Annotated in this window: 18 protein-coding genes; 12 read left to right on the top strand and 6 right to left on the bottom strand. The window is 71.9% G+C overall.

Annotated elements, in window-relative coordinates:
- Positions 1-1,062 (bottom strand): LacI family DNA-binding transcriptional regulator, encoded by a 1,062-nt coding sequence (locus ABH920_RS13605; RefSeq protein WP_370349296.1) that lies wholly within the window; start codon positions 1,060-1,062, stop codon positions 1-3.
- Between the two features lie 258 nt (positions 1,063-1,320).
- On the opposite strand from ABH920_RS13605, the gene ABH920_RS13600 reads away from it, so the two are divergent.
- The 4 genes from ABH920_RS13600 (at position 1,321) to ABH920_RS13585 (ending at position 6,497) form a co-directional block, all read left to right on the top strand.
- On the top strand, positions 1,321-2,763 hold the full coding sequence (locus ABH920_RS13600) for an extracellular solute-binding protein (RefSeq protein WP_370349295.1): 1,443 nt from the start codon (positions 1,321-1,323) through the stop codon (positions 2,761-2,763).
- A 98-nt stretch (positions 2,764-2,861) separates the two neighbouring features.
- Positions 2,862-3,806 carry a carbohydrate ABC transporter permease gene (locus ABH920_RS13595; RefSeq protein WP_370349294.1) on the top strand — a complete coding sequence of 315 codons (945 nt, stop codon included), beginning with the start codon at positions 2,862-2,864 and terminating at the stop codon, positions 3,804-3,806.
- A gap of 3 nt (positions 3,807-3,809) precedes the next feature.
- Positions 3,810-4,754: a carbohydrate ABC transporter permease gene (locus ABH920_RS13590; protein ID WP_370349293.1), complete on the top strand. Its 945-nt coding sequence runs from the start codon at positions 3,810-3,812 to the stop codon at positions 4,752-4,754.
- Positions 4,755-4,862: 108 nt separating this feature from the next.
- Positions 4,863-6,497: an alpha-amylase family glycosyl hydrolase gene (locus ABH920_RS13585; protein WP_370349292.1), complete on the top strand. Its 1,635-nt coding sequence runs from the start codon at positions 4,863-4,865 to the stop codon at positions 6,495-6,497.
- Here ABH920_RS13585 and ABH920_RS13580 read toward each other — a convergent pair.
- Positions 6,494-7,201 (bottom strand): ATP-binding protein, encoded by a 708-nt coding sequence (locus ABH920_RS13580; protein WP_370349291.1) that lies wholly within the window; start codon positions 7,199-7,201, stop codon positions 6,494-6,496. The two genes, ABH920_RS13585 and ABH920_RS13580, sit on opposite strands and share 4 nt — an antisense overlap.
- A 168-nt stretch (positions 7,202-7,369) precedes the next feature.
- On the opposite strand from ABH920_RS13580, the gene ABH920_RS13575 reads away from it, so the two are divergent.
- The 3 genes from ABH920_RS13575 (at position 7,370) to ABH920_RS13565 (ending at position 9,343) form a co-directional block, all read left to right on the top strand.
- Positions 7,370-8,389: a helix-turn-helix domain-containing protein gene (locus tag ABH920_RS13575; protein WP_370349290.1), complete on the top strand. Its 1,020-nt coding sequence runs from the start codon at positions 7,370-7,372 to the stop codon at positions 8,387-8,389.
- On the top strand, positions 8,390-8,650 hold the full coding sequence (locus ABH920_RS13570) for a DUF397 domain-containing protein (protein ID WP_370349289.1): 261 nt from the start codon (positions 8,390-8,392) through the stop codon (positions 8,648-8,650).
- 129 nt (positions 8,651-8,779) lie between these two features.
- A complete protein-coding gene (locus tag ABH920_RS13565) occupies positions 8,780-9,343 on the top strand; it encodes an ArsR/SmtB family transcription factor (RefSeq protein ID WP_370349288.1) in 564 nt (187 codons plus the stop codon).
- A gap of 43 nt (positions 9,344-9,386) precedes the next feature.
- Here ABH920_RS13565 and ABH920_RS13560 read toward each other — a convergent pair whose 3' ends face one another.
- From ABH920_RS13560 to eccCa, 3 genes are all read right to left on the bottom strand, one after another.
- Positions 9,387-12,725, bottom strand: coding sequence for a protein kinase (locus ABH920_RS13560; protein ID WP_370349287.1), 3,339 nt, complete (start codon positions 12,723-12,725; stop codon positions 9,387-9,389).
- A 66-nt stretch (positions 12,726-12,791) separates the two neighbouring features.
- A complete protein-coding gene (locus ABH920_RS13555) occupies positions 12,792-14,060 on the bottom strand; it encodes a S8 family serine peptidase (protein ID WP_370349286.1) in 1,269 nt (422 codons plus the stop codon).
- 11 nt (positions 14,061-14,071) lie between these two features.
- Positions 14,072-18,223: a type VII secretion protein EccCa gene (gene eccCa, locus ABH920_RS13550; protein ID WP_370349285.1), complete on the bottom strand. Its 4,152-nt coding sequence runs from the start codon at positions 18,221-18,223 to the stop codon at positions 14,072-14,074.
- Here eccCa and eccD point away from each other — a divergent pair.
- From eccD to ABH920_RS13535, 3 genes are read left to right on the top strand one after another with little or no spacing between them, the layout of a single operon-like run.
- Positions 18,216-19,790, top strand: coding sequence for a type VII secretion integral membrane protein EccD (gene eccD / locus ABH920_RS13545; protein WP_370349284.1), 1,575 nt, complete (start codon positions 18,216-18,218; stop codon positions 19,788-19,790). The two genes, eccCa and eccD, sit on opposite strands and share 8 nt — an antisense overlap.
- A gap of 3 nt (positions 19,791-19,793) precedes the next feature.
- Entirely contained in the window at positions 19,794-21,200 is a 1,407-nt protein-coding gene (gene eccB, locus ABH920_RS13540; protein ID WP_370349283.1) for a type VII secretion protein EccB, read from the top strand.
- 31 nt (positions 21,201-21,231) lie between these two features.
- Positions 21,232-22,515, top strand: a complete 1,284-nt coding sequence (locus ABH920_RS13535; RefSeq protein WP_370349282.1) for a hypothetical protein — start codon at positions 21,232-21,234, stop codon at positions 22,513-22,515.
- Positions 22,516-22,597: 82 nt separating this feature from the next.
- On the opposite strand, the gene ABH920_RS13530 is transcribed toward ABH920_RS13535, so the two are convergent.
- Entirely contained in the window at positions 22,598-23,293 is a 696-nt protein-coding gene (locus tag ABH920_RS13530; RefSeq protein WP_370349281.1) for a response regulator transcription factor, read from the bottom strand.
- A 128-nt stretch (positions 23,294-23,421) separates the two neighbouring features.
- Between ABH920_RS13530 and ABH920_RS13525 the strand changes: the two genes are divergently transcribed.
- Together ABH920_RS13525 and ABH920_RS13520 are read left to right on the top strand one after the other, a co-directional pair.
- Positions 23,422-23,766 (top strand): WXG100 family type VII secretion target, encoded by a 345-nt coding sequence (locus ABH920_RS13525; RefSeq protein ID WP_370349280.1) that lies wholly within the window; start codon positions 23,422-23,424, stop codon positions 23,764-23,766.
- 76 nt (positions 23,767-23,842) lie between these two features.
- Positions 23,843-24,139, top strand: coding sequence for a WXG100 family type VII secretion target (locus ABH920_RS13520; RefSeq protein WP_194921713.1), 297 nt, complete (start codon positions 23,843-23,845; stop codon positions 24,137-24,139).
- Positions 24,140-24,143 lie beyond the last annotated feature (4 nt).

The following is a 24,143-nucleotide window of genomic DNA, read 5'->3' as shown; positions in this document are numbered from 1 at the left end:
CTACCCCTCCCCCACCTCCACCAGCTCCTCCCCGTCAACCTCAATCCCGCCCCCGCGCCCCACCACAGACCCCGTCGACCCCCGCACCACCAGCTCCGGCTCGAACAACAGCTCCTCCGCCGCCACCCGGGCGCCCTCGATCTGGTTCACCAGCAGCGTCACCGCGGCCCGCCCCAGCGCCTCAATGGGCTGACGCACCGTGGTCAACGGCGGATCGGTGCAGTTCATGAACGCCGAGTCGTCGTAGCCGATCACCGACACGTCCCGCGGCACCCGCAGGCCGGCGCGCCGGACCGCGCGGATCGCGCCCAGCGCCAGCGGGTCGCTCGCGCAGATGATGCCGGTGGCGCCGACGCGCAGCAGCCGGGAGGCCGCCGCCTGGCCGCCCTCGAGGGCGAACATCGCGTGCTCGATCAGCGTCTCGTCGACCGTGCGGCCGTACTTCTCGCACTGCGTGCGGTACTCGGCCAGCTTGCGGCGCGAGGGGACGTGGTCCTCCGGGCCCAGGACCAGGCCGATGCGCTCGTGCCCCAGGGACGCCAGGTGCGCGAAGGCCTGCTCCACCGCGACCGCGTCGTCCGTCGAGACCTGCGGCAGCTCCAGGTGCTCCACCGCGGCGTTGAACAGGACCACCGGGATGCCGCGCTCGCGCAGCAGGTGGTAGTGCTCGTGCGGGGCCTCGTCCTCGGCGAAGTGGCCGCCGGCGAAGACCACGCCGGAGACGTGCTGGTCCAGCAGCATCGTCACGTAGTCGGACTCCGACAGGCCACCGGCGGTGCGGGTGCACAGCACCGGCGTGAAGCCGCGCTGCGCCAGCGCGCCGCCGACCACCTCGGCGACCGCCGGGAAGATCGGGTTCTGCAGTTCCGGCAGGACCAGCCCGATCAGCCGCGCCCGCTCGCCGCGCAGCTGCGTCGGCCGCTCGTACCCCAGCACGTCCAACGCGGTCAGCACCGCCGTGCGGGTGCTCTCGGAAACCCCTGGTCGGCCGTTGAGTACCCGGCTCACCGTGGCCTCGCTGACCCCCACCTTTTGCGCCACCTCGGCGAGTCTGCTCGTCATACCGCAAGAGTAGAACGGAAATCGGTAAGAACGCGATGGGTTCGCGCCAACTCGCGCAAGATTCCAAGATCCGTCCGCAAGCCTCCGGTGACGCCGCGACCAGCCGTCAGAGGGCTGAGTGGATCATCCGTAACCTAGTCGTGTTCTTTCGATTTTTCATCAGACTCTTGCAGTCGCCTGTTTACGGCTGTACCTTCGCGGCACGCCGATGACTGCGGCACGGCACCTCCCCAGACAACGAACGAAGGGGTGAAACGCATGAAACGCAACGCATCACGCACGATGGTCGCGCTCGTCACGGCGGCCGGTATAGCCATGGCGGGCGCAGCCTGCTCGTCCAGTTCCAGCAAGGGCTCCTCGAACAAGGGCTCCGGCAACTCCGCCGACGGCGTCGCCGACGGCAAGCCGCTGGACCCGAACGCCACGGTGACCATCACCATCGACGGCGCGCCCGGGGCGGACCAGGCGGCGAACAAGGCCGCCTACGCCGACGACCTCCAGGCGTTCAAGATCCTGTACCCGAACGTCACGGTGAACGCCAAGCCCTACGTGGGCCAGGTCGAGGACCCCCCGCAGTTCACCGCGAGCCTGAAGGCGCACAACGAGACCGGCGCCTTCCACGCCTACTTCACGGACAAGAACCAGGTCCTGGACTCCGGCGACACGACCGACATCAGCGCCTACGTCAACGACCAGACCGTCCCGGGCTGGTCGCAGCTGCTCCCCGGGGTGAAGCAGAACCTGCAGGACAGCGGCAAGACCTACTCGCTGCCGATCAACTTCTACACCGAGGGCCTGATCTACAACCGCTCGCTGTTCCAGAAGGCCGGCCTGGACCCGAACAAGCCGCCGACGACGTGGGACGAGGTCGAGGCGGACGCCGCCAAGATCTCCGCCCTCGGCGGCGGGGTCAGCGGCTACGAGGACTACAGCGGCGGCAACACCGGCGGCTGGCACTTCGCCGGGGAGATCGACAGCCTCGGCGGCCAGATGGTCAACTCCGACGGCACCAAGGCCGCCTTCAACACCGACCAGGGCAAGCAGGTCCTGCAGCGGCTGCACGACATGCGGTTCAAGGACGGCGGCATCGGCCCGACACCGGTCACCCAGTGGGCCGACGCCTTCCCGCCCCTGGCCACCAGCAAGGTCGGGATGTTCCTCGGCGCCCCGGACGTGATCCAGCACCTGGTCGAGGTCCTCGGCGCGGACCCGAAGCTGTACGGCATGGGCCCGATCCCGGGCAGCACGGGGCCGGCCACCGGCACCCTGGCCGGCGGCGACCTGTACTACTTCAAGAAGGGTCTGACCCCGAACCAGATCAAGGCGGAGATCGCCTGGATCACGTTCGAGTACCTGACCCCGGGCAAGGGCCAGTTCGACTTCGCGCGTGACAAGGCCCTGGCGGCTCCGGACAAGCCGGTCGCGATCGGCCTGCCGCAGAAGTTCTTCTGGAACCCGTCGTCCGCGCAGATGACGCAGGTGCAGTCGGACCTGAAGACCTCGGCGACGCTGCCCATCGACCAGTACACGGACTTCGTCGACAACCCGATCGCGCCGGTCCTGGAACCCCCGGCGGCGCAGCAGCTCTACAAGGTCCTGGACACCGCGATGTCGGCGGCGATGACCAACGCCAACGCCGATCCGGCCAAGCTCCTGAGCACCGCCGAGTCGCAAGTCAACTCGATCCTGGCCAACCAGTAACGCCGCGATCCGCGGCAGGCGGCCGGTCCCTGTTGAGGGACGGGGACCGGCCGCCCCCACGGAGCGCTTGAGGGAAACAAGGAAACGGAGTCGACACGATGGCCTACGCCCTGGCCACAGAGCGGCTGCAGGACACCACGAGACGCGGCGGCAGCCAGTCGACGTGGACGGCGCTGCGTCGCGCCGCCGGCCGCAACCTGCGGGCCCACGCGTTCCTGTTCGGCGCGCTGGTCTGCTTCGCACTGTTCACCTGGTACCCGATGATCCGCGAGATCATCATGTCCTTCCAGCGCGTGCACCGCGGCCAGACCACGTGGGTGGGCCTGGGCAACTACCGCCAGGTCGCCGCCGACCCCGAGTTCTGGCAGGCCTGGCGCAACACGCTGGAGTTCAGCGGCCTGGCCCTGGTGTTCGGCTTCGCCGCACCGTTCGCGGTGGCCATCGTCGTCAACGAGTTCCGGCACGCGCAGGGGTATCTGCGGATCCTGGTCTACCTGCCGGTGATGCTGCCGCCGGTGGCCGGCATCCTGCTGTTCAAGTACTTCATGGACCCCGGGTTCGGCCTGTTCAACGAGGCGCTGCACATCCTGCACCTGCCCAAGTCACAGTGGCTGGCGTCCAAGTCCTCGGCGATGCCCTCCCTGGTCGTGGTCTCGACGTGGGGCAACATGGGCACCGCGACGCTGGTGTACCTGGCCGCGCTGCAAGGGATTCCGGGCGACCTGTACGAAGCGGCCGAACTGGACGGTTGCAGCGTCTTGCAACGAATCCGGCACGTCACCATCCCGCAAACCCGGCTGATCCTGTCGCTGATGGCGATGCTGCAGATCGTCGCGACGATGCAGATGTTCACCGAGGCGTTCGTACTGACCGGCGGCGGGCCCGAAGGATCGACGACAACGGTCGTCTACCTGCTCTACAACTACGCGTTCAATTACAACAAGTTCAATACTGCGGCCGCACTCGGCGTGATCATGCTGCTGGTGCTGGCCTGCTTCTCCGCGATCTACATCGTGCTGGAACGACGCGGAAGCGAGGACTGAGAGATGACCCAGCAGACCGCGAGCCGGGTCCTGTTGACCCGAAATCGTTTCCGCGCCAGGAAGCCCAAGACCGCGCCGACCTACCACCGCACGCTGATATCCCGCACCCAGCTGAGCACGACGCGGGGCAAGCGGTTCTACTGGATCGCGCTGACCGTGGCCCTGGTGCTGGCCACCTTGGTGTTCATCGGCCCGCTGTTCTGGATGGCCACCGGCGGGTTCAAGACCTCGCAGGAACTGGTCCGCAACCCCCCGGTGCTGCTGCCCTCGCACCCCTCGACGCACGCCTTCAGCCTGGCGTGGAACCGCCTGGGGATGGCGCAGCTGCTGTGGAACACCGTCGTCTACGCCGGCGGCGCGCTGCTGTTCCAGCTCACCTTCTGCGTCGGCGCCGCCTACTCGCTGTCCAAGCTCCGGCCGATCTTCGGCAACTGGATCCTGGCCCTGATGCTGGCCTCGATGATGATCCCGGCCGCGGCGCTGGTCATCCCGCAGTACCTGACGGTGCTGGACCTGCCGCTGGTGCACTGGAACCTGCAGAACACGCCCTGGGTGATCTGGCTCCCGACGGTGGCCAACGCCTTCAACGTGTTCCTGCTCAAGCGGTTCTTCGACTCCATCCCCAACGACCTGCTGGACGCGGCCGCCGTGGACGGCGCCGGCCCGCTGCGCACGCTGTGGCGCATCGTGCTGCCGATCTCGCGGCCGATCCTCGGGGTGATCTCGATCTTCGCGATAGTCGCGGTCTGGAAGGACTTCCTGTGGCCGCTGATCACCGTGCCGGCGCACGAGACGCTGAACGTCGGCGTCAACACCGCCGCCACCTCCATGCCGGACAACGCGCTGGTCGGCGGGTTGTTCCTGGCTTCGATCCCGACGATCGTGCTGTTCCTGTTCTTCCAGCGGAACATCATGGCCGGCCTGACGGTCGGCGGTGTCAAGGGCTGACAGGGCCCTGAAGTCACCGACTACAGACGACCGTCAAACGTCCCCCTGTCCTTACCGTCGGCTGTCCCGCCGTCGTGTCTGCTTCACGTACTAGAGAGCAGGTTCCCGGTGTCCGCGCATACTTCCCCAGCGCCTTGGTGGCGCTCGGCCGCCATCTACCAGATCTACCCGCGCAGCTTCGCCGACGGGTCCGGCGACGGCATGGGCGACCTGGCCGGCGTCCGCGCCCGGCTGCCGTACCTGGCCGAGCTCGGCGTGGACGCGGTGTGGTTCAACCCCTGGTACCTGTCCCCGCAGGCGGACGGCGGCTACGACGTCACCGACTACCGCGTCATCGACCCGCTGTTCGGGACCGTGGCCGACGCCGAGGCGCTGATCGCCGAGGCGCACGCGCTGGGCATCCGCGTGGTCGTGGACATCGTGCCGAACCACACCTCGGCGGCCAACCCCTGGTTCGCCGCGGCCCTGGCCGCCGGGCCCGGCTCGCCGGAGCGCGAGCGCTTCTGGTTCCGCTCCGGCCGCGGCGAGGACGGTGAGCTGCCCCCGACCAACTGGCAGGGCATGTTCGGCGGCCAGACCTGGACCCGGGTCGCCGAACCGGACGGCGAGCCCGGCGAGTGGTACCTGCACCTGTTCGACTCGGCCCAGCCGGACTTCAACTGGCAGCACCCGGACGTCCCGGCCGAGTTCGAGGACGTGCTGCGGTTCTGGTTCGACCGCGGGGCCGACGGCTTCCGCATAGACTCGGCAGCGCTGCTGGTCAAGGACCCGGCGCTGCCGGACCAAGTCGGCGAGGACGACTCGGCGTTCGTCGACCGCGAGGAAGTGCACGCGATCTACCGCTCCTGGCGCGCGGTCGCGGATTCCTACGACGGAGACCGGGTCCTGATCGGCGAGATCTGGCTGCCGGACGCCGCGCGCCTGGCCCGCTACCTCGGCCCGGACGAGATGCACACCGTCTTCAACTTCCCCTACCTGGGCTGCGCCTGGGAGGCGGACAAGCTCCGCGAGGTGATCGACGAGACGCTGAGCCTGCACGCCCCGGTCGGCGCCCCGCCGACCTGGGTGCTGTCCAACCACGACGTGGACCGCGTGGTGACCCGCTACGGCCGCGAGGACACGTCGTTCGCGATCTACGCCCGGCAGCTCGGCCGGCCGGTCGATCTGGATCTGGGCACGCGGCGCGCGCGGGCCTCGGCCCTGCTGACCCAGGCACTGCCCGGTTCGGTGTACATCTACCAGGGCGAGGAACTGGGGCTGTGGGAGGTCGAGGACATCCCCGACCACCTGCGCCAGGACCCGATGTGGGAGCGCAAGGGCCGCAACCCGGCGGACCCGGGCCGGGACGGCTGCCGGGTGCCGCTGCCGTGGTCCGGGAGCGAGCCGCCGTTCGGCTTCAGCCCCGAGCAGGCCTCGGCCGAGCCGTGGCTGCCGCAGCCGGAGGCGTGGAAGGACTACACGGCCGAGGGCCAGCTGGCCGATCCGACGTCGATGCTGACGCTGTACGGCAAGGCCCTGCGGCTGCGGCGGGAGACCGAAGGGCTCGGCGACGGGCCGTTCGCCTGGCTCCCGGCGCCCGAAGGGGTTCTGGCCTTCGAGCGCGGACCCGGATTCGTGTGCGCGGTGAACTTCGGCCCGCGACCGTCGGACCAGCCGGTCGCGGGCCGAGTGCTGCTGGCCAGCGGGCCTTTGACGGCGGAGGGCCGGATTCCGGCCGACACCGCCGTCTGGATCGCCCGCTAGCCGGTTTCCTGCTTTCCGTCGGCGGACCCACCCGCAGACCCGCCGACGGAGTTCTCTCGCGACCCGGTTCCGGACTTCGGTCCGGGGCCGGGTCGTGGCGTGCGGGCGGATTCGAGGACTGATTCAGTCGGCGCGACCGGACCCGGGCCGGACCGGGGCAGCGGACTTCTCCCGGACCCGGCGTCCTCTCCGGAGTGATGCCCGGCATGACGTCCAACCTCGAACGACACGGTCTTGCCGGCCTCGCCGACGGCCACCCCGAACCGGTCCACGATCCACTCGATCAGGTCCAGCCCGCGGCCGCGGACGTCCTCCCCGGTCGCGTGCCGGTGCTGCGGGGCCAGGGCCGAGCAGTCGCCGACCTCGCAGGTCACCGCGCCGGGCCGGATCCGCGCGGACACCGTGACCGGCCCGGTGCCGTGCACCACGGCGTTGGTCGCGATCTCGCTGTAGGCCAGCACCACGCGGTCGGCGTCGTCCCCGGCACCCCAGGCCTGTTCGACCGCGGCGGCCAGCCAGCGCCGGGACAGGCTCACGTCCAGGGCCGAGCCCGGGAACGTCCAGTACAGAGCAGTGTTCTGCGATGCCGGGGCATCCGGGGCCGGCTCGGAGCCGACCGCCGTGCCTCGGACTGCCACCCCGCCGCCGGCGCCCGTTCCGGCGACGCGGCACGCCGCCGGGGCGGGGTGGCGTAATTGCTGCATGACGGCCTCACATCATCGATGTCTGCGCGATTCCATCTCCCCCAGCGCGCACCCCACAATGAAATATCCCACCCAGGGCGCGGGCCCCGCAGGGGAATCCGTGAAATCGCCGCGGCCGGTTCGGGCACAATGGCCTGCATCGCAAAAGCGAACCGCAGGGGGTTGGCGATGACATCCGCAGACGTTCCCGGACCCGCCACCGGAACCGCGCCGGACGGCGACCCGCACGAACCCGTCCCCGGCGGCCCGGAGGAACACGGCGGCGCGCGAAAGCCCGGCGCCCCGGCCGAACCCGGCAACCCGGTGGAGCGCGCGGCCCGGGTCCCGGCGGGCCCGTCGGCGCCGCCGATCCGCCGCCGCCGGCTCGGCGCGGCCCTGCGCCGGCTCCGGCTGGCCGCGGGCCTGACGCTGCAGGGCGCGGCCGAGCGGCTGGAGATCTCGGACTCGACGCTGTCCCGGCTCGAGAACGGCCAGGGCCGGCTGCGGCGCATCGACGTCTCGGCCGCGCTGGACGTCTACGGGGTCGTCGACGAAGAGCTGCGGACGACTTTACTCAACCTGACCGGCCAGATCAGGGACAAGGGCTGGTGGCAGTACTACCGGCGGGCCATCCCTGAGCCCTACGCGGACTACATCAGTGTCGAGGCGGCGGCGACGTCGATCGACGCGCACACCGTGCAACTCGTCCACGGCCTGCTGCAGACCGAGGACTACACCCGCGCCCTGGCCGAGGCCTGGCGGATACGGGCCGAACCACTCGACGTCGACGCCCTGGTGGCCGTACGCCGCACCCGACAGCGCATGCTCGGCGGCACGGATCCACTGCGGCTGCGCGTGGTGATGCACGAGGGCGCGCTGCGCCAGCGAGTGGGAGGACGCGAGGTGATGCGAGGTCAGATCGAACGCGTCATCGAAGAATCCCGCCGCCCTAATATCATCATCCAGATCATCACCCATTCAGCAGGCGCATATTCAGGACTTGACGAACCCTTCGCGATTGTAGGCTTCGGTAATCCTCTGGAACACGACGTGGTATGCCTGGACAACCTGACGCGAACGCATTTCCTGGAGACCGTCGACGAGGTGCGCAATTACGCGTCGGTGTTCGACCAGCTCCGTGCCGCGGCGCTTTCCCCCGAACGGTCGGCGCTCTGGCTCGCCGACCTGCTGACGAAGATGGAGAGCTAGTTGAGCACCAGCGCAACACCGAATTCGACCCCTGAGAACGGAGCCGCCCCGCACGAGACCCTCCTGACCGGCGCCGCGTGGCGCAAGAGCAGCCACAGCAACGGCGCCACCAACTGCGTGGAGGTGGCGATGCTGGCCGACGGCTCGGTCGGCGTACGCCACTCCCGGCGACCCGACGCCGAGGTGATCGTGTACTCGCGCACGGAGTGGGCGGCCTTCGTCGCGGGGGTGAAGGCCGAGGAGTTCGAGCCGACCGGCTGAGCCGCGGCCAGGGTCCCGTTCCGTCGCTTCGGCGCGGGGCCCGTCCTGCAGCGGGGGTGAGCTTTTCGGTGGCACAGTGGCTGGGAGCTCCGGACGCCGGACGTCCGCGCAGGTGAGAGGATGGCCTCCATGCCCCAACCAGGCGAGCAGCCCGAATCCCGCGCCGACGACTCCACCGGTGACGCCAGCTCCCACGGCGCTTCGGCCGCCGACAGCAGCGACCCGCATGATTCCCGAGACTCGCTCGCCGGGGCTCCCGCCGACTCGCGCGCCGCCTCGGCCGCCTCCGGCTCTGGCTCTGGCTCCGCTTCTGGCTCTGGCTCCGGCTCCGGCTCCGGCTCCGACCACCACCATCCGGACCACGCCGACTCCGCCGAGCGCACGCTGCCCGACCCGGTCGTGGACACCGCCGTCGGTTTCCTGGACCTGCTGGCCGAACCCAGCCGCCTGCGCCTGCTCTGGGCCCTGCGCGACGGCGAACTCGGCGTCAGCGCCCTGGCCGAGACCGCCGGCTGCACCCCCACCGCGGCCAGCCAGCACCTCGCCAAACTCCGCCTCGGCGGCCTGGTCGAACAGCGCGCCGACGGCCGCGCCCGGCTCTACCGGCTGCGCGGCGGGCACATCAGGCGGCTGGTCGAGGAGGTCGTCGGGCACGCCGAGCACGCGGTCCGCGGCATCCCCTACGACCTCTGAACAGCCGCGTCGGCCGTCCCGGCCAAGCCAGCCACGCTTCGCCTCACGGCAGGTACCACTGCTGCGCCTTGTTCCCGACCACGCAGGGCTTCAGCGACAACGCGTTCGACGGCCCGTTGTCCGTCAAGCACTGCCCGGCACCCTGGTTGTTGATGTAGAACGCACCACTCGGCGTACTCGAGTCCTGCGACAGCCACCACATCTGCGTCGTGGCGCCGCCACCGTGCAGCAACGAGACCTTGCCCCCGGCGCCGTCGATCAACTGGTTGGTGTCCAGCCCGTCGCCGAACTCGTAGACCGTCTGCCCACCTGACGTCAACGCGGTCGCCTGAAAGCTCTGCCCGGCCCGCCCCGCGGGCGGCTCCACGGTCAGCTGCGCACCGTCGCCGAAGATCGGCGCCCCGGCCGAGGTCCCGAAGACATCGATCGCATCGCTGTCCCCGACGTTGGTGACGTACCCCGACTTGTGCGGCACGGCGGCAGAAGTCGACGCCGATACCGGCGGAGGCGGCACGTTCGACGCGGACGTACCCCCCACCGTCGCCGACGGCCGCGACGCCATCGACGACCCCGCCGAACTCGTCGGCGCGGGCCTCCCGGGCGCACTGCTCGACCGCCCCGGCGCCGAAGCCGTCGCCGAAGGCTTCGCAGCCGCACTCGTCACCGACGAACTCACGACGATGGTCGACGTCTCGGAGACAACGGACGTGACACTCACATCGGAAGTCGACACGGCACCCGACGCACTCGACGTGGCCTGCGTCGCCCCGACCACAGCCGCCGTCGACGCCTTATCGCTGTGCGAAAGCGGATAGGCGACCGCAATCCCCACGACAACAACCGCACCCACAGCCGCCAGCACGATCGCCCGCCGCCGCCCGGGCTGCATCGGCTGATGCGGGAAGTCGAGGTCGGGGCCATCAGGCCCATCGGGACCCTCAGAATCATCGGCGCCGAGGACGGTGAACGAATCCTGCGGCACGACCCGGCCACTGCCCGCATCAGGCTCGACCGGATCCAGCTCGACGCCCGCGTTGAAGGAGTCCAGCGGCATCGCGTGGCCAGGCGCGATGTGCGGGATCGGGATCGCCTCGATCTTCGGCTCGGGTTCGGGCTCAGGTTTGAGCTCAGGCTCTGGTTCGGGCCCTGGTTCGGGCTCACCCGCGACTAACTCACCGGCCGCCGCGCCGGGTACGCCGCCTGCCAGCCCGCCGACCAGCTCCGCAGCCAGTGCACCATTTGCCTGCTCGCCGCCAGACTCCGCAGCCAGCGCGCTGTTTGCCTGCTCGGCAGCCAGGACGGCACCATTTTCGGGCTCGCCGCCAGCGTCTGCCGGGCTCGGGAGATCGCCTTCTTGCGGGCCGCTCTCTTCTGCCGGGCTGGCTGGCTGTGGCTCAGCGATCGAGCCTTCGGGTATGCCAGCGGTAAACGAATCCTGCGGAACCGCCCGCACCGCCCCGCCACCCGCACCTGTCTGCCGACTGCTCAGCGCAGCCGGGCTGCCGGTTGGTTGCTCGCTCGCCTCTGTCGGGTCGCCTGCCGGCGTTCCGGCTGGCTGCTGGCCACGCTTGCGCCAGCGACCGGCCAATCCGCCACGCGCAGGCCGACTGGCCTCACTCTCGACAGCCGCATCCAGCTCAACACCCGAAGTAAACGAGTCCTCCGGCACGGTCCGACTCCGCCACCGAGCAACACCCGCTCGCGCAGCCCCGCCGACTTCCGCCGCCTCGCCAGCTCCAGCCACACCGCCAGTTCCGGTTGCGGCTCCCGCCACCGCTCCGGTTGCAGCTCTTGCTGCGGTGCCGGTTCCGATTGCGGCGCCGGTTGCAGCTCCAGCTGCGGCGCCGGTTCCGGTTGCGGCTCCTGCCACAGCTCCGGTTGCAGCTCCAGCTGCGGCGCCGGTTCGGGCTGCGGCTCCGGTTGCAGCTCTTGCTGCGGCGCCGGTTCCGATTCCTGCAGCGGCTGCTGCGGCGGTTCCGGTGGCCTGACCGGCACCCTCCCCGGCATCCACCTCAACGCCGGCGATAAACGAGTCCTGAGGCACCACCCGCCCCGCTCCACCTCGCACCCCGCCACGCGCCCCAGCCACCACGCCAGCCGCTTCGCCGCCCGCCGCGCCACGCACCGTGGCCGCCGGTCCACCGGCCTCAACCACCGCGCCGCCGCCGACCTCCGCCTCACCATCCGGCAGCGGCACCGTCTCCTCCCCGGCCCCACCCACCGTGAACGAGGCCCAGTCAGTCCCCTCCGCCTCCGGCCGCACCACATAAGAAGCCCAAGCCGGCGCGATCTCCCCCGCAGACCCCGCCACCACACCGCCGCCAGCACCGGCACCGGCAGCCGAGCTCAGCTCCGCGCCATCCCCGTCAACGCCGCCATCACCATCGCCCTCATCCCCAAACCCCCGAGGCACCACCGTGAACGACAAAAAGTCGCCATCCACCCGCGCCCCCGCACCCGCACCCGCTGCCGCACCCGCCGCAGCCGCCACCCCCGCGACATCAACCCCCACCTGAAAGCTGTCCCCCGGACTCCCGATCCGCGCCGCCCCCGCCGCGCGCACGCCCCGCGCCGCGAGCCGGCGGGCCGTCTCGGCCATCTCCCGCGCGCTCGCGAACCGCGCCTCGGGGTCCTTCGCCAGGGCCCGCATCACCAGCTCGCGTACCGGTTCCGACACCGTCTCCGGGAGCGGCGGTACCGGCTCCTGGAGGTGCTTCATCATGATCCCGAGCGGGGTTCCGCCGTCGAAGGGCGGTGTGCCGGTCAGGCACTCGTACGCGATCACCCCCACCGCGTACTGGTCCGCCGCGGCCGTCACCGCCGTGTGCCGGGCCTGCTCCGGCGCCGCGTAGACCGCGGTGCCGAGCACCACGTCCACGGCCGTCAGGCGGCGGGCGTCGGCCGTGCGCGCGACGCCGAAGTCCGTCACCACCACGCTGCCGCCGCGCAGCATCAGGTTCGCCGGCTTCACGTCGCGGTGCACGATCCCCTGGTCGTGCGCCGCTTTGAGCGCCTCCAGCGTCTGCGCCACCACCGTCAGGGTCGTGGCCTCCGTCAGCGGGGCGCTCTCGTCCAGCAGGTCGGACAGGGGGCGGCCGGTGATCAGCTCCATCACCAGGAACGCCGTACGCGGGTCGTCCGCCTCGCCGTAGTCGAACACCGACACGATGCCGGGGTGGCTCAGCGCCGCCAGGACCCGGGCCTCGGTGTGGAAGCGCGCGGCGAAGCCGGCGTCGTCCAGCAGCGCCGGAAGCAGGATCTTGACCGCCACCTCGCGTCCCAGCACCGTGTCCAGGGCGCGCCACACGTCGCCCATCGACCCGCCGCCGATCCGCTGGCGCAGCTGGTACCGGCCGGCCAGGACGGTTCCCTCACCCCACATAACGCCGTTCCCCAAGAATCGTGTCGGACAGCCTCAAGTCGGACTCAGTCAGACTCAAGCCATAGGTCAGAGCTTTCCAGAGGGATCCAGCGGCTGCATGGCACGCCTGCGGCGCCGGGCCAACCAAGCAGCACCGGCGACTCCCCCGGCGGACAGTATCCCGCCTCCGCCAACGGCCAAAGCCCGGCCGGTGAAATCCTGCTTCACCGGAGCCGCGGCGAACGGAAGCGGGGCCGGCACGGCAGGGGGCGGCGTGGTCGCCGGCGCCGGAGTCGACACCGAAGTCAACGCCGCATAAGGATCGACGATCCCCCACCCGTAGAAGGCATCCGGAGCCCCGGCGGCCATCCGATCAGCCGTCGCGTACAACCGCTGCCGCACCTGCGCGGCCGTCAGCGACGGATACCGGCTCCACACCAGCGCGGCGGTGGCCGTGACGTACGGCGCCGCGAAAGACGTCCCCATCCCCGAAGCCAGCGTCCCGTTGTCCGCCGGCCCGATCCCCAGCAACGGCGCGTCCGAAGACCCGCCGGGCGCAGCGATCCCGACATAAGCACCGTGCTCGGAGTACGGCGTCACCGCGCGATCCGCCCCCACCGCCGCCACCGCGACCACCCCCGGATAAGCAGCCGGATACTGCGGCGGATTCCCGTCCTGCTGCGCGCCGAGGTTCCCCGCCGCGGCCACGATCAGCACCCCCGCAGTCTGAGCGTCCCGCACCGCCGAAGCCAAGTCGGGCGAGTTCGTCGAACTCCCCGCCGACACGTTCACGATCTTCGCGCCCCGCGCCACCGCCTCCCGGATCCCCTGGGCGATCGGCGCGTCCTCGCTCTCGCAGGTCTTGTACGTCCGGATCGACAACAAGCTGACCACCGACGGCGCCAGCCCCACGACCCCCGACCCGGACCGGGCCTGCGCCGCGATGATCCCGGCGACCATCGTTCCGTGCCCGAGCGCGTCGGCCGTCGCCGGATACGTCTTCGGATCGACGAGCGACACGCTGTCCGCGACGTCCACCGCCCCGGCCAGCTGCGGCGCGCCCACGTCGATCCCCGAATCGACCACCGCGACCTTGATCCGAGGGCCCGATCCGACGAACGGCGCCAGATCCCCGAACCGCAAAGCGGTCTGCGCCCACGGCACCTGCGCGGTCACCGGCACAGCCTGCACCGACGGCGAGCAGTCGTCAGCCGCCGCCGAGGGCGGTCCACCGACCGGCACGACGATGAGACCTGCGACGAGCGCGCTCAACATCCCGCAGGACAAGACCCGCCTCACGCCAGCGGCCACGCCCGCGCCCGCGCCCGCACTCATGCCGCCCACGCCCACACTCATGCCGCTCACACTCACGCCGCGTCCTCGCCGGCCCAAGCCGTCTGCACCACCATGGTCCCGCTCCGCCGGCTCACCAGCTGCGCCCGCCCGGCCGGCAACCGCATCGGCCGCGCGTCCCCGAGGAACACCCCCTCGTCCTTGCTGCACGACAGCAACAGCCCCGGCGTACTCAGCTCCCACAGACGCCGCAGCACCGGATCGCTCATCCCCCGCGCCGCGCCGGCCGTGGACCGCGCCAGCACCAGGTGCAGCCCGATCTCCGCGGACTGCGGCAGCAGCTCCAGCAGCGGCCCGAGCGGCGTCCCGCGGCTGCCGATCATCAGGTCGTAGTCGTCCACGACCACATACAGCTCCGGCCCGCTCCACCAGTCCCGCAGCGGCAGCCGCGCCGGCTCCACGTCCGGCCCCGGCACCCGCTGCAGCAGCACCGGAGTGATCTCCTTCAGCAGCTCCTCCAGCGCGCCGGCCGTCACCGCGTACCCGAGCTGCTTCGACGGCGGCACCGCGTCGTGCAGCCGGCGCCGCGTGTCCGCCAGCAGAACCCTGACTTCCTTCGGCTCGGCCCGCTCGGTCACCGCCTTGGCCACCAGCCGCAACAGGTTCGTCTTCCCGCTCTCGTTCTCCCCGAACACCATCAGGTGCGCGGTGGCCGCGAAATCGTGCAGCACCGGCTGCAACCGCGTCTCGTCCCAGCCCAGCGCCACCGCCGTCCGGGACGCCGGCTGCGCCAGCCGGGCGGCCGGCAGCAGCGTCGGCAGCATCCGCACCGGCGGCGCCGCCTGCCCGGGGTGCGCCTTGGTGACGTACCGGACCAGGTCCCGCGTGCCCTCGCCGAGCGTCGCGGAGTCCGGATCCCCGTCGATGCGCGGCAGCGCCGCCAGGAAGTGCAGCCGCCCCGAGGTCAGGCCGCGGCCCGGGATCGCCGGCACCTCCTTGGCCAGCGCGGCGTTCACCTCGGAGTCGATCGGGTCGCCGAGCCGCAGCTCCAGGCGGGTCCCGATGAGGTCGCGCAGCCACGGCCGCACCTCGGTCCAGCGCGCCGCCGTGATCACCAGGTGCACGCCGAAACCGAGCCCGCGCGCGGCGATGTCCTGGATCGCCGGCTCCAGGCGCTCGTAGTCCTGGTGGAAGGTGAACCAGCCGTCGATCACGAGGAAGACATCACCGAACGGGTCGTCCGGGAAGTCCCCGGCCCGCCGGCGCCGCCGGTACTCCGCCATCGACCCGACGCCGGCCGCGGCGAACGCCTGCTCGCGCTCGGCCAGCAGCATCGACACCTCGGCGACGGTCCGCGTCACCTTCTCCCCCTCCAGCCGCCCGGCGACCCCGCCGACCTGCGGCAGGTCCGACAGCGCGGTGAGCCCGCCGCCGCCGAAGTCCAGGCAGTAGAACTGGGCGTCGCGCGGGGTGTAGCGCAGACTCAGGGAGCTGATCAGCGTCCGCAGCATCGTCGACTTGCCGGACAGCGGCGCGCCGACCACCGCGACGTGCCCCGCTGCCCCGGCCAGGTCCGCGACCAACGGATCGTGCCGCTGCTCGAACGGCCGGTCGGTGACGCCGAGCACCGCCAGCAGGGTGCCGTCGGGCCCGCTCACGCCGCGCGCGGGACTGGCGGCGCCGGCCAGCGAGCCGTACCGCGTCGCCCGCGGATCGGGGTTCGGCAGCCCGCCGGTCAGCGCCGCGACGGCCTCCGGCAGCAGCGCGTCCAGGGTCGGCGGCGTGGACAGCGGCGGCAGCCAGATCCGGTGCGCCGGCCGGCCCTGCCCCTGCATCCGCGAGGCGAGGACCTGAAGCGTGGTCTCGGAGATAGGAGGGCTGGTGAACTCCTCCTCGGCCTCCGTCTCCGCCTCCTCGGTCTGCGGGGCGACGCGCGGCGCCAGGTACGACGAGCGGTACCGGATCACGTGATAGCGCCCCGAATCCTCAGCCTCCTCGCCGGACTTCGGCGGGACGTACGGTGCTGACACGTATCCCGCGCGGAATCGGATCAACGGATCGGTGCCGCAGCGCAGGAACCCGTGGCCAGGCGTCGAGGGCAGGTCGTAGGCGTCGCCGACGCCGAGCACGGCCCGCGACTCGGCCACCGAGAACGTCCGCAGGCCCACGCGGTACGAAAGGTGGCCCTCCAGAGCATGGATCCGGCCCTCGTCAAGCCTCTGCGAAGCCAGCAGCAGGTGCACGCCGAGCGAGCGCCCCAGCCGGCCGATCATCACGAACAGCTCCAGGAACTCCGAGTGCGCGGCGAGCAGTTCGCTGAACTCGTCGACCACCAGGAACAGCGACGGCATCGGCGCCAGCGGCACCCCGGAGTTCCGCGCCGCCTCGTAGTCGCGCAGCGAGGCGTAGTTCCCGGCGGCGCGCAGCAGCTCCTGCCGCCGCACCATCTCGCCGTGCAGCGCCGTGTACATGCGCTTCACCAGCGGCAGCTCGTCGGCCAGGTTGGTGATCACGGCCGAGGTGTGCGGCAGCTTGTCCAGCCCCAGGAACGTCGCGCCGCCCTTGAAGTCGACGAGCACGAAGTTCAGGATCTCCGGATCGTTCCGCACCGCCATGGCCAGCACCAGCGTGCGCAGCAGCTCGCTCTTGCCGGACCCGGTGGCGCCGATGATCATGCCGTGCGGCCCGGTCCCGCCCTGCGCCGCCTCCTTGATGTCCAGCTCGGCCGGCAGCCCCTGCTCGGTGAGGCCGAGCGGGACGCGCAGCCGCTCCCGGTTCGGGCGCGGCTGCCAGACCTGCGCCGGGTCCAGGGCGCGGGCGTCGCGGATGCCGAGCAGGCCGGTGAAGGAGATGTCGCCGGTGCCGCGTCCGCCGGCGTCCCCGGCCCCGGTCACGCGCAGCGGCGCGAGGATCCGTGCCGTGGCCGAGGATTCGGCGGTGCTCAGCGTCGCGGCGCGTCCCAGCGGGCTGACATCCTCGCCGCCGGCCCGGTCCGAGGTCACGGTGGCCAGGGCCGCGTCCGCGCCTTCGCGCGTCGCGCGCAGACGCAGCGTCGCCACCGGGACGTCCGGGCCGACGGCCGCTCCGGTCAGGTCCAGCAGCACGGCGTTGCGGTACCCGCTGCGCAGCGCACGGTGGTCGGCCGGCAGCTCGCCGCCGTCCAGCAGGATCACGGTGAACGGCTCCCGCGAGGTCGGCGCCGCGCTCGGATCATGCGGCCCCCGCTCGCGGAAGTCGCCAGGAGAGAGCAGCCGCTCCAGGTCCGCGAAGCTGTCACTGATCAGCCGCACCCGGCCGACCGCGTCGACCTCCGAGGTGTGCAGGGCGTGCGGCAGCCACTTGACCCACTCCCAGCGCTCGCGCGTGGTGTCGCCGCAGTGCACGGCGATCCGCAGGTCCTCGGGGCTATGGAACACCGCGAGCTGGGTGAGCAGGGCGCGCACCACGGCCCGGGTGGCGGGTCCGTCGCCGTCGAACGCCACCCGTGCGAACGCCCGCAGGTTCGCGGCGATCGGCAGGTCCGGAATGGTCTTGTAGGCCTGGAGGAACCGGCGCAAAGCGTTCGCCGACACCGGATCCAGGTCCTCGATCGGCTTGGTCTGCGGCGGCGCCATCTTCACCGCCAGCGCCATCGGCCCGGTCGCCAGCCGCACCTCGGCGAAGTCCCGGTCGGCCGGGCCGCGCTCCCACAGCCGGCCGCTCATCGCCACCGACCACAGCGCCGCCGGGTCCGGGTGCCGCCAGGCCAGGGCCTTGATCTGGGCGTCGATGTGCTTGCGCACCTGGCGCCGGTTCTGGTCCAGGTGCCGCAGGTAGTCGCGGCGGTCCCCGGACAGCTTGGCCTTCTTGTCGCCGCCGCCCCGGCCGAGCTGCGTGCCTACCATCCCCAGCGAGGACACGGCCATCATGCCGCCGGCCAGATAGTTGGTGGCCCGCGCACCCGGCTGCAGGAACATCATCGCCATGGCGCCGCTGCTGGCCGCCATCGGCAGCACCATCACCGCTTGTCCCAGACCTCCGGACACCGGCTCGGGGATCGCCGGCGGTTCCTGGAAAGCGATCTCACCTTGAGGAAACTGCGGTGCGGGGCGACGCGGCACTGGCCGGTACTCACGGATGCTCAACGTCAGCTCTGCTTCCTCTGGCGGCCTGGTCACACGACCCGCGATAGTCGAGCACTCGTCCAGACCGGTGTGCAAAGGAAAGAAGAGCGGGACGTTGAGCATCCGAGCCACGCTGCCTGAGGCCGATCTGTGCCGCCTCTCCATCGCGACCCCCGCCAACGTGCTGGAACTGGCCCTGCCGACGGCCGTCCCGCTGGCGGACTTCCTACCAGCGGTCTTGAGCTTCGCCGGGCCCGAACTGGCCGACGCCGGCCTGGCCCACGACGGCTGGGTGCTGCAACGCGTCGGCGGCGCGCCGCTGTCGGCCGCCCGCACCCTGGCCGAACTGCAGATCCTCGACGGCGAGACGCTGTACCTGCGGCCGCGCCGGGCCACCGCGCCGACGGCCGTCTTCGACGACGTGGTTGACGGACTGGCCACCGCTGTGCGTGAGCGCGAGGACCGGCTGCGCGAGACCGCCGGCCGCTGGGCCGGACCGGTACTCGGCGCCGTGGCGCTGACCGCCGGCGCGGCGAGCGTGGCGGCCGGGGCGGGCCCGATCGGGCAGCGTGCCGGGATCGCGGGCGCGCTCGCGGCGCTGATCCTGATCGCCGCCGCGGTCGCCGGCCGGATCATGGGATCCCGGACGACCGCGACCGCGCTGGGCGTCGCCGCCATCGGCTGGGCCGCACTCGGCGGCTGGCTCGCGGCCGACACCTTCGCGCACACCATGACGCATCCGGAATCGGCCGCCGCGCTGTGGGCCGGAGCCGCAGCGCTGCTGGCATCGGCGGGCGCTGCGGCTGCGGTCGGTGCCGGTTCGGTGGTCGGCGCCGGGGCGGTGGGCGCGGGTGGGACGGCTGGACGCACGGCAGCCGCTGGAAAGGGCCCGGGCGCCAAGGCCGGAACCGCAGCGTCCACGGCACCGCGCCGAACGCCGAGCGGGACCGCCGTGCTCGACGAGCCGGAGCTCGGCGCCAGCGGCCTGGAGCCCTTCGCCACCACGGCGATCGTCGCGGTCGGCACGATCGTGGCCGGGGCGCTGGGCGTGGGCTTCCACCGCGCACTGTCGCAGACTGCTGTGATCGCCGCGGTGCTCGGGCTCGGCTTCGTCCTGGCGGTCCCCCGGCTCGCGTTCCGCCTTGCCGGGCAACGGCTTCCGGCCCTGCCCGCCACCGCCGAGCGCATCCAGGTCGACCTGCCCGCCCGGAAGCAGGCCAACCTGTGGGAGACCTCGGCGCGCGTGGACCGGCTGATGGGCGCCTTCCTCCTCGGCACCGGAGCGCTCGCCGCCGGCGGCGCGGCCCTGAGCGCCGGACACGGCGCCCTCGGCGCGATCGCCGCCGCCGACCTCGGTGTCGCCTTCCTGCTCCGGGCGCGCGTGTTCGCCCGGACAGCTCTCAGGCTCCTGATGCAGACGGCGGGCATGCTCGCGCTCGCCGGAGCCGCCTGGCGCGCGTCCGCCGCCGCGCACACCCACAGCGCCGTCGCCACCACCGCCGGGATCGCCGTCGCCACCCTGGTGATCGGGCTCATCGCGGCCTCGGTGGGGCCGAAGCCGCAGACCGACGACCCGCCGTACGCGGCGCGCGCCGCCGACATCTCCGAGTACTTCGTGCTGATCGCGCTGGTGCCGTTGGCGCTCGGGGTGCTCGGCGCCTTCGGCTGGGCGCGCGGACTGGCGGGCTGAGCCGTGGCGACTCGGCGGCAGGAGCTTCAGGCCCACAAGTTCATGGTGCGGCGGCTGACCGCGGGGCTGGTCGGCGGGGACGCGGGCACCGCGCAGCCGCCGGCGGCGCGGCTGAAGGCCGGGCTGTTCCTCGGGACGGCGGCCGGGGTGCTGGGGATCGGCGGGGCGGCGGTGGTCGGGCTGATCTCGCCGAAGGCCGATTCCTCGTGGCAGGACGGGCAGTCGGTGGTCGTGGAACAGGGTACTTATAATCAGTACATTTACACGGGCGGCGTGCTGCACCAGGTGCTCAACCAGGCTTCGGCGATGCTGGCGCTGCCGAAGTACGCGGTGCGCACCGTGCCGGCGTCGGCGCTGAAGGACGTGCCGCGCGGGACTCCGGTGGGGATCATCGGCGCGCCCGCGGACGTCCCGAATCCCTCGGCGCTGACCGGCGGCCCGTGGACGGTGTGCTCCTCGGCCGGCCCGGGCGGCAAGGCCCAGGTCTCCGCCACGCTCGGTGTCGAGGTCGCGGGCGCTGATGTCGCCGACGGCCAGGCGGTCTATGTCGGTGTCGACAACGGTGGCGCCAACGACACGCGCTACCTGGTCTGGGGCGGCAAGCGGCATCTGCTGAAGGCGCCCCTGCCCCTGATGACGGCGTTCCAGATGACCGCGGCGCAGCCGACGATCGTCGGCGCGGCCTGGCTCAACGCCGTACCCGCCGGGTCGGACATCGCGCCGCTGAGCGTCGGTGCGCGCACCGCTTCCGGCACTCTCGGGACCGTCGGGGACCTGTACACCTACCAGGACGCGAGCGGCAGCTACGAGTACGTGGTCACCGCGCAGGGCCTGACCCCGGTGACCCCGACGCAGGCCGCGTTGTTGCGGGCCGGAGGCTCCCCGGCGCCGAAGCCGCTCGACCCGAACCGGCTGGTGGCGGCGAAGGAGCAGAACCAGGTGACCGCCGCTCTTCCCGGCGACCTGCCCGCCGCGCTGCCGACGCTCGCGGTCGGCTCCGGCCTGACCGGCGCCACCAGCGGCGCGGGCGCGGTGTGCGTCGAGGAGACGCCGGGCACCGACGCGGCGGCGACTCCGGCGTACCGGATCCGGTCGGTCACCACGGCCGCCGTGGACGCCGCCGGCGCGTGGAGCGCCACCGACGGCACGAACGGCCACGCGGACCGCGTGCTGGTGCGTCCGGGCGACGGCGCGCTCGCGACCTCGACGGCCGGCGGCGTGGCCCAGCTGCTGACCGCCGCCGGCACCCGCTTCCCGGTGGCCGCCAAGGACGACCTCGGCCGCCTCGGCTACGCCTCGGCGGCCCCGACGGCGGTCCCGGCCACGATCCTCGACCTGTTCCCCGAAGGACCCGCGCTCGACGCGGCTGACGCCAGTACACCTAGGCCCGCTACCGTGTCAGCGCCATGATCGGCCCGACACCAGCGAGGAGGAAGCGCCGATGGCGGATGACGACCAGACCGAGCGCGACACGGTTCCCCTGCCCGACGCCGAGAACCCGGCCCCGGAGGTGCCACCCGCGCACGGCCACCTGATCGACGCCTCGGCGACCGGGGACGCCGGCGCCGCCAGACCGATAGCCAGCCCGTTTCAGATCGCGCCTCCCGGTGCGGCCGCCGATGCCGATGACGCCGATGACGCCGATGTCGACAGCATCGCCGTCACCAGCTCGCGTACCGCGGGCGGGGCCGTCCCGGACGACGAGGTCGATCTCGACGTCCCCGACCGCCGCGGCCCGGTGCCGGCCGACCCGCGGGCGCGCACCGTGCGGCTTTCTCCGGTCGGCGCGTCGGGACGTTCCAAGGGCCTCATCGCGGCGGCGGTCGCCGGCGTCCTGGTGGTCGGCGGCGCGGTCGCCGCGACCGTCGGCGGCGGCTCGGGCAAGGGCCAGGACAAGTCGGCGGCGCCGACCGCCGGCCTGATCGGCCAACAGGTCTCCAGCGGCGACGACAACGGCGGAGGCTATGCCAGCAGCGCCGCCAGCGGATCCCCGTGGGTGTGGCAGACCGGGCAGTCGACGGCCAAGTACCCCGGCGCCACCACCGGTTCCCCGTCGGCGCCCGGCGCGCCGAAGCCCACTGGCAGTTCGTCGGTGCCCGGCACCCCGCAGTCCTCGGGTCCGGGCATGCCGCAGCGCAGTTCCTCCGCGCCCGGCGTCCCGTCCGCCCCGGTGCCGCCGCCGGCCTCGTCGTCCGCCGGCGGCCCCGTGACCCCGCCGTCCGGACCGCCGCCGGCGACCGTCACGTTGGTGACCGGCCCGGGCTGCCCGAGCCTGCCCGGCGGCGGCTACGACGCTGTGGGGTCCGGCTCCGGATCAGGCTGGGGCAGCAACAGCAGCGGCGGCTGGGGCGGCTGCAAGGGCTCGATGCAGTCGATGCCGCTGTCCGGTGACGCGAACAACGCGGGTAACCGCGCGCTATGGTCCTTCGGCAGCGGCACCGCGGGGTTCGCGTCCTGCGCCGTGAGCGTCTACGTGCCCTGGGACGGCAAGGCCACCGACACCGGCGGCACCGCGGCGGAGTACCAGGTCTCCGAGGGCGCCGCCGACACCTATGTGACCAGTTTCACGGTGAATCAGAACACGACGCACGGACAGTGGGTCCCGCTGGGGACGGTCAACGTCGGCGGCAACACGGTCAAACTCCGGTTGCTCGACCACGGCGTCGACTTCCCCACGGCCTGGCGCTACGGGATCTCGGCGGCCGAGCTCCAGTGCACGGCCTGACCGACCGATGTGATCTTCGTGACTGTGACCTTCACGACAAAGCCTGTGGGCCGACCCGGCGAGTGGGGCACGCCGGGTCACCTCACGCGGCCGTGAGCCGGTGGAACGACTCCGGCGTCACCATCCGGTAGCCGACCCCACGCACCGTGGAGATCAGGCCGGGCAGCGCGATCTTCGCCCGCAGCGAGGCCACGTGCACCTCCAGCGAGCGCTCCGCGCCCTCCCAGCCGGCCGGCCACAGCGCGCTGATCAGCTCCTCGCGCGGCACCGCGCGGCCGAGCTGGCGCATCAGCGCGACCAGCAGCTGGTACTCCTTGGGGCGCAGGTCGACGCGGGTGCTGTGGACCGTGACCGCGCGCGAGTCCTCGACCACGACCAGCGGTCCGGCGGTCAGCCGGCGCGGCGGGCCGGCCGGGACCGGCGGCGCCGGCTGTTCCCGGCCCGGCGCGACCGCCAGCCGGAGCCGCGCGGCCAGTTCCTGCAGGCCGAAGGGCTGGACCGCGTAGTCGTCGATCCCCGCCTCGTGGCCGCGCAGCCAGGCCTGCAGGTCCACACGCTGCGTCACCGCGATGATCGGGGCCTGGGTGCGGCGCCGCAGCCGGCGGCAGTACGCCAGCACCTCGTTGTCGATCACGCCGCAGTCCAGCAGCACCACATCCGCCGCGACCCGCGGATCGGCGTCCGCGTCGGTCTCACGCACCTCGAACCCGAGGATCGCCAGACCGCCGCTGACCGTACGGCTGCGCCGACGGCCCAGGCCGGTCACCAGAACTCTCATGAGACCACTTTCGCGTGTGGCTCACCATTTGCTCAACATCTCACGGACGCCCCCTTGTTGGGCATCCTCGGCGGCTGCTGGGATTCCCAGGACGACCGCCAGGAACGATCAGACAACAGGAGCCCGCGATGGTGGACCCGACTCTCCAGCACGAACACGAAGCGATGGCCCGGGCGGCCGGCGAGTTCTCGTCCGCCCTGGACGACCTGAACTCCTACGTCGCGCCGGTCCGCGCCGACCACGAGGCGATGCAGTGGCAGAGCGACGCGGCGACCAAGTACCGCGAGCTGTTCGACGAGTGGCTGATCCAGTTCGGCGACATCTGCAAGGCGCTGGAGACCATGCGCGAGGTGCTCGGCGCGAGCGCCAAGGACTACGCCGACAACGAGGCGTGGGCGGTGGACGCCGTCAAGACGATCAGCGGCGGCGGGAACGACTACACGGCGGCCCAGAGGGCGTTGCTGGGCATGTGATCCGCCCTCGCACAGCCCTGTAGTACGCCGCCCCCTTCCCACACAGCGACCACCGACGCACCGCTAGGAGACCGTAATGGCTTTCGTCGCCAACACCGACAACATGGCCCAGCTCGTCAGCACCCTGGGCACCGCCAGCAAGAACATCGAGGACCGCCTGGTCGCGCTGCAGTCCTACGGCGACCGTCTGAAGTCGACGTGGACCGGCCCGGCCGGCGACGAGTACGAGGCGCAGAAGGCGAACTGGGACCGCGCCGCGAACTCGATGAACGAGCTGCTGTCGCACTTCGGCGTGAAGCTGAACGACATCACCGACAGCATCGTGCACACCGAGAACACGGCCACCAAGCGGTGGCAGACCATGGGCCACTGAGAAC

The organism is Catenulispora sp. EB89, from assembly GCF_041261445.1.
Classification (GTDB): Bacteria; Actinomycetota; Actinomycetes; order Streptomycetales; family Catenulisporaceae; genus Catenulispora.
This window is presented reverse-complemented; position numbering and strand designations above follow the sequence as displayed.

Bases quoted from the DNA above. Each gene is read 5' to 3' on its own strand.
- ABH920_RS13605 (WP_370349296.1), bottom strand. From the start codon at position 1,062: ATGACGAGCAGACTCGCCGAGGTGGCGCAAAAGGTGGGGGTCAGCGAG.
- ABH920_RS13600 (WP_370349295.1), top strand. From the start codon at position 1,321: ATGAAACGCAACGCATCACGCACGATGGTCGCGCTCGTCACGGCGGCC.
- ABH920_RS13595 (WP_370349294.1), top strand. From the start codon at position 2,862: ATGGCCTACGCCCTGGCCACAGAGCGGCTGCAGGACACCACGAGACGC.
- ABH920_RS13590 (WP_370349293.1), top strand. From the start codon at position 3,810: ATGACCCAGCAGACCGCGAGCCGGGTCCTGTTGACCCGAAATCGTTTC.
- ABH920_RS13580 (WP_370349291.1), bottom strand. From the start codon at position 7,201: ATGCAGCAATTACGCCACCCCGCCCCGGCGGCGTGCCGCGTCGCCGGA.
- ABH920_RS13575 (WP_370349290.1), top strand. From the start codon at position 7,370: ATGACATCCGCAGACGTTCCCGGACCCGCCACCGGAACCGCGCCGGAC.
- ABH920_RS13565 (WP_370349288.1), top strand. From the start codon at position 8,780: ATGCCCCAACCAGGCGAGCAGCCCGAATCCCGCGCCGACGACTCCACC.
- ABH920_RS13560 (WP_370349287.1), bottom strand. From the start codon at position 12,725: ATGTGGGGTGAGGGAACCGTCCTGGCCGGCCGGTACCAGCTGCGCCAG.
- ABH920_RS13555 (WP_370349286.1), bottom strand. From the start codon at position 14,060: ATGAGTGTGGGCGTGGGCGGCATGAGTGCGGGCGCGGGCGCGGGCGTG.
- eccCa (WP_370349285.1), bottom strand. From the start codon at position 18,223: ATGCTCAACGTCCCGCTCTTCTTTCCTTTGCACACCGGTCTGGACGAG.
- ABH920_RS13535 (WP_370349282.1), top strand. From the start codon at position 21,232: ATGGCGGATGACGACCAGACCGAGCGCGACACGGTTCCCCTGCCCGAC.
- ABH920_RS13530 (WP_370349281.1), bottom strand. From the start codon at position 23,293: ATGAGAGTTCTGGTGACCGGCCTGGGCCGTCGGCGCAGCCGTACGGTC.
- ABH920_RS13525 (WP_370349280.1), top strand. From the start codon at position 23,422: ATGGTGGACCCGACTCTCCAGCACGAACACGAAGCGATGGCCCGGGCG.
- ABH920_RS13520 (WP_194921713.1), top strand. From the start codon at position 23,843: ATGGCTTTCGTCGCCAACACCGACAACATGGCCCAGCTCGTCAGCACC.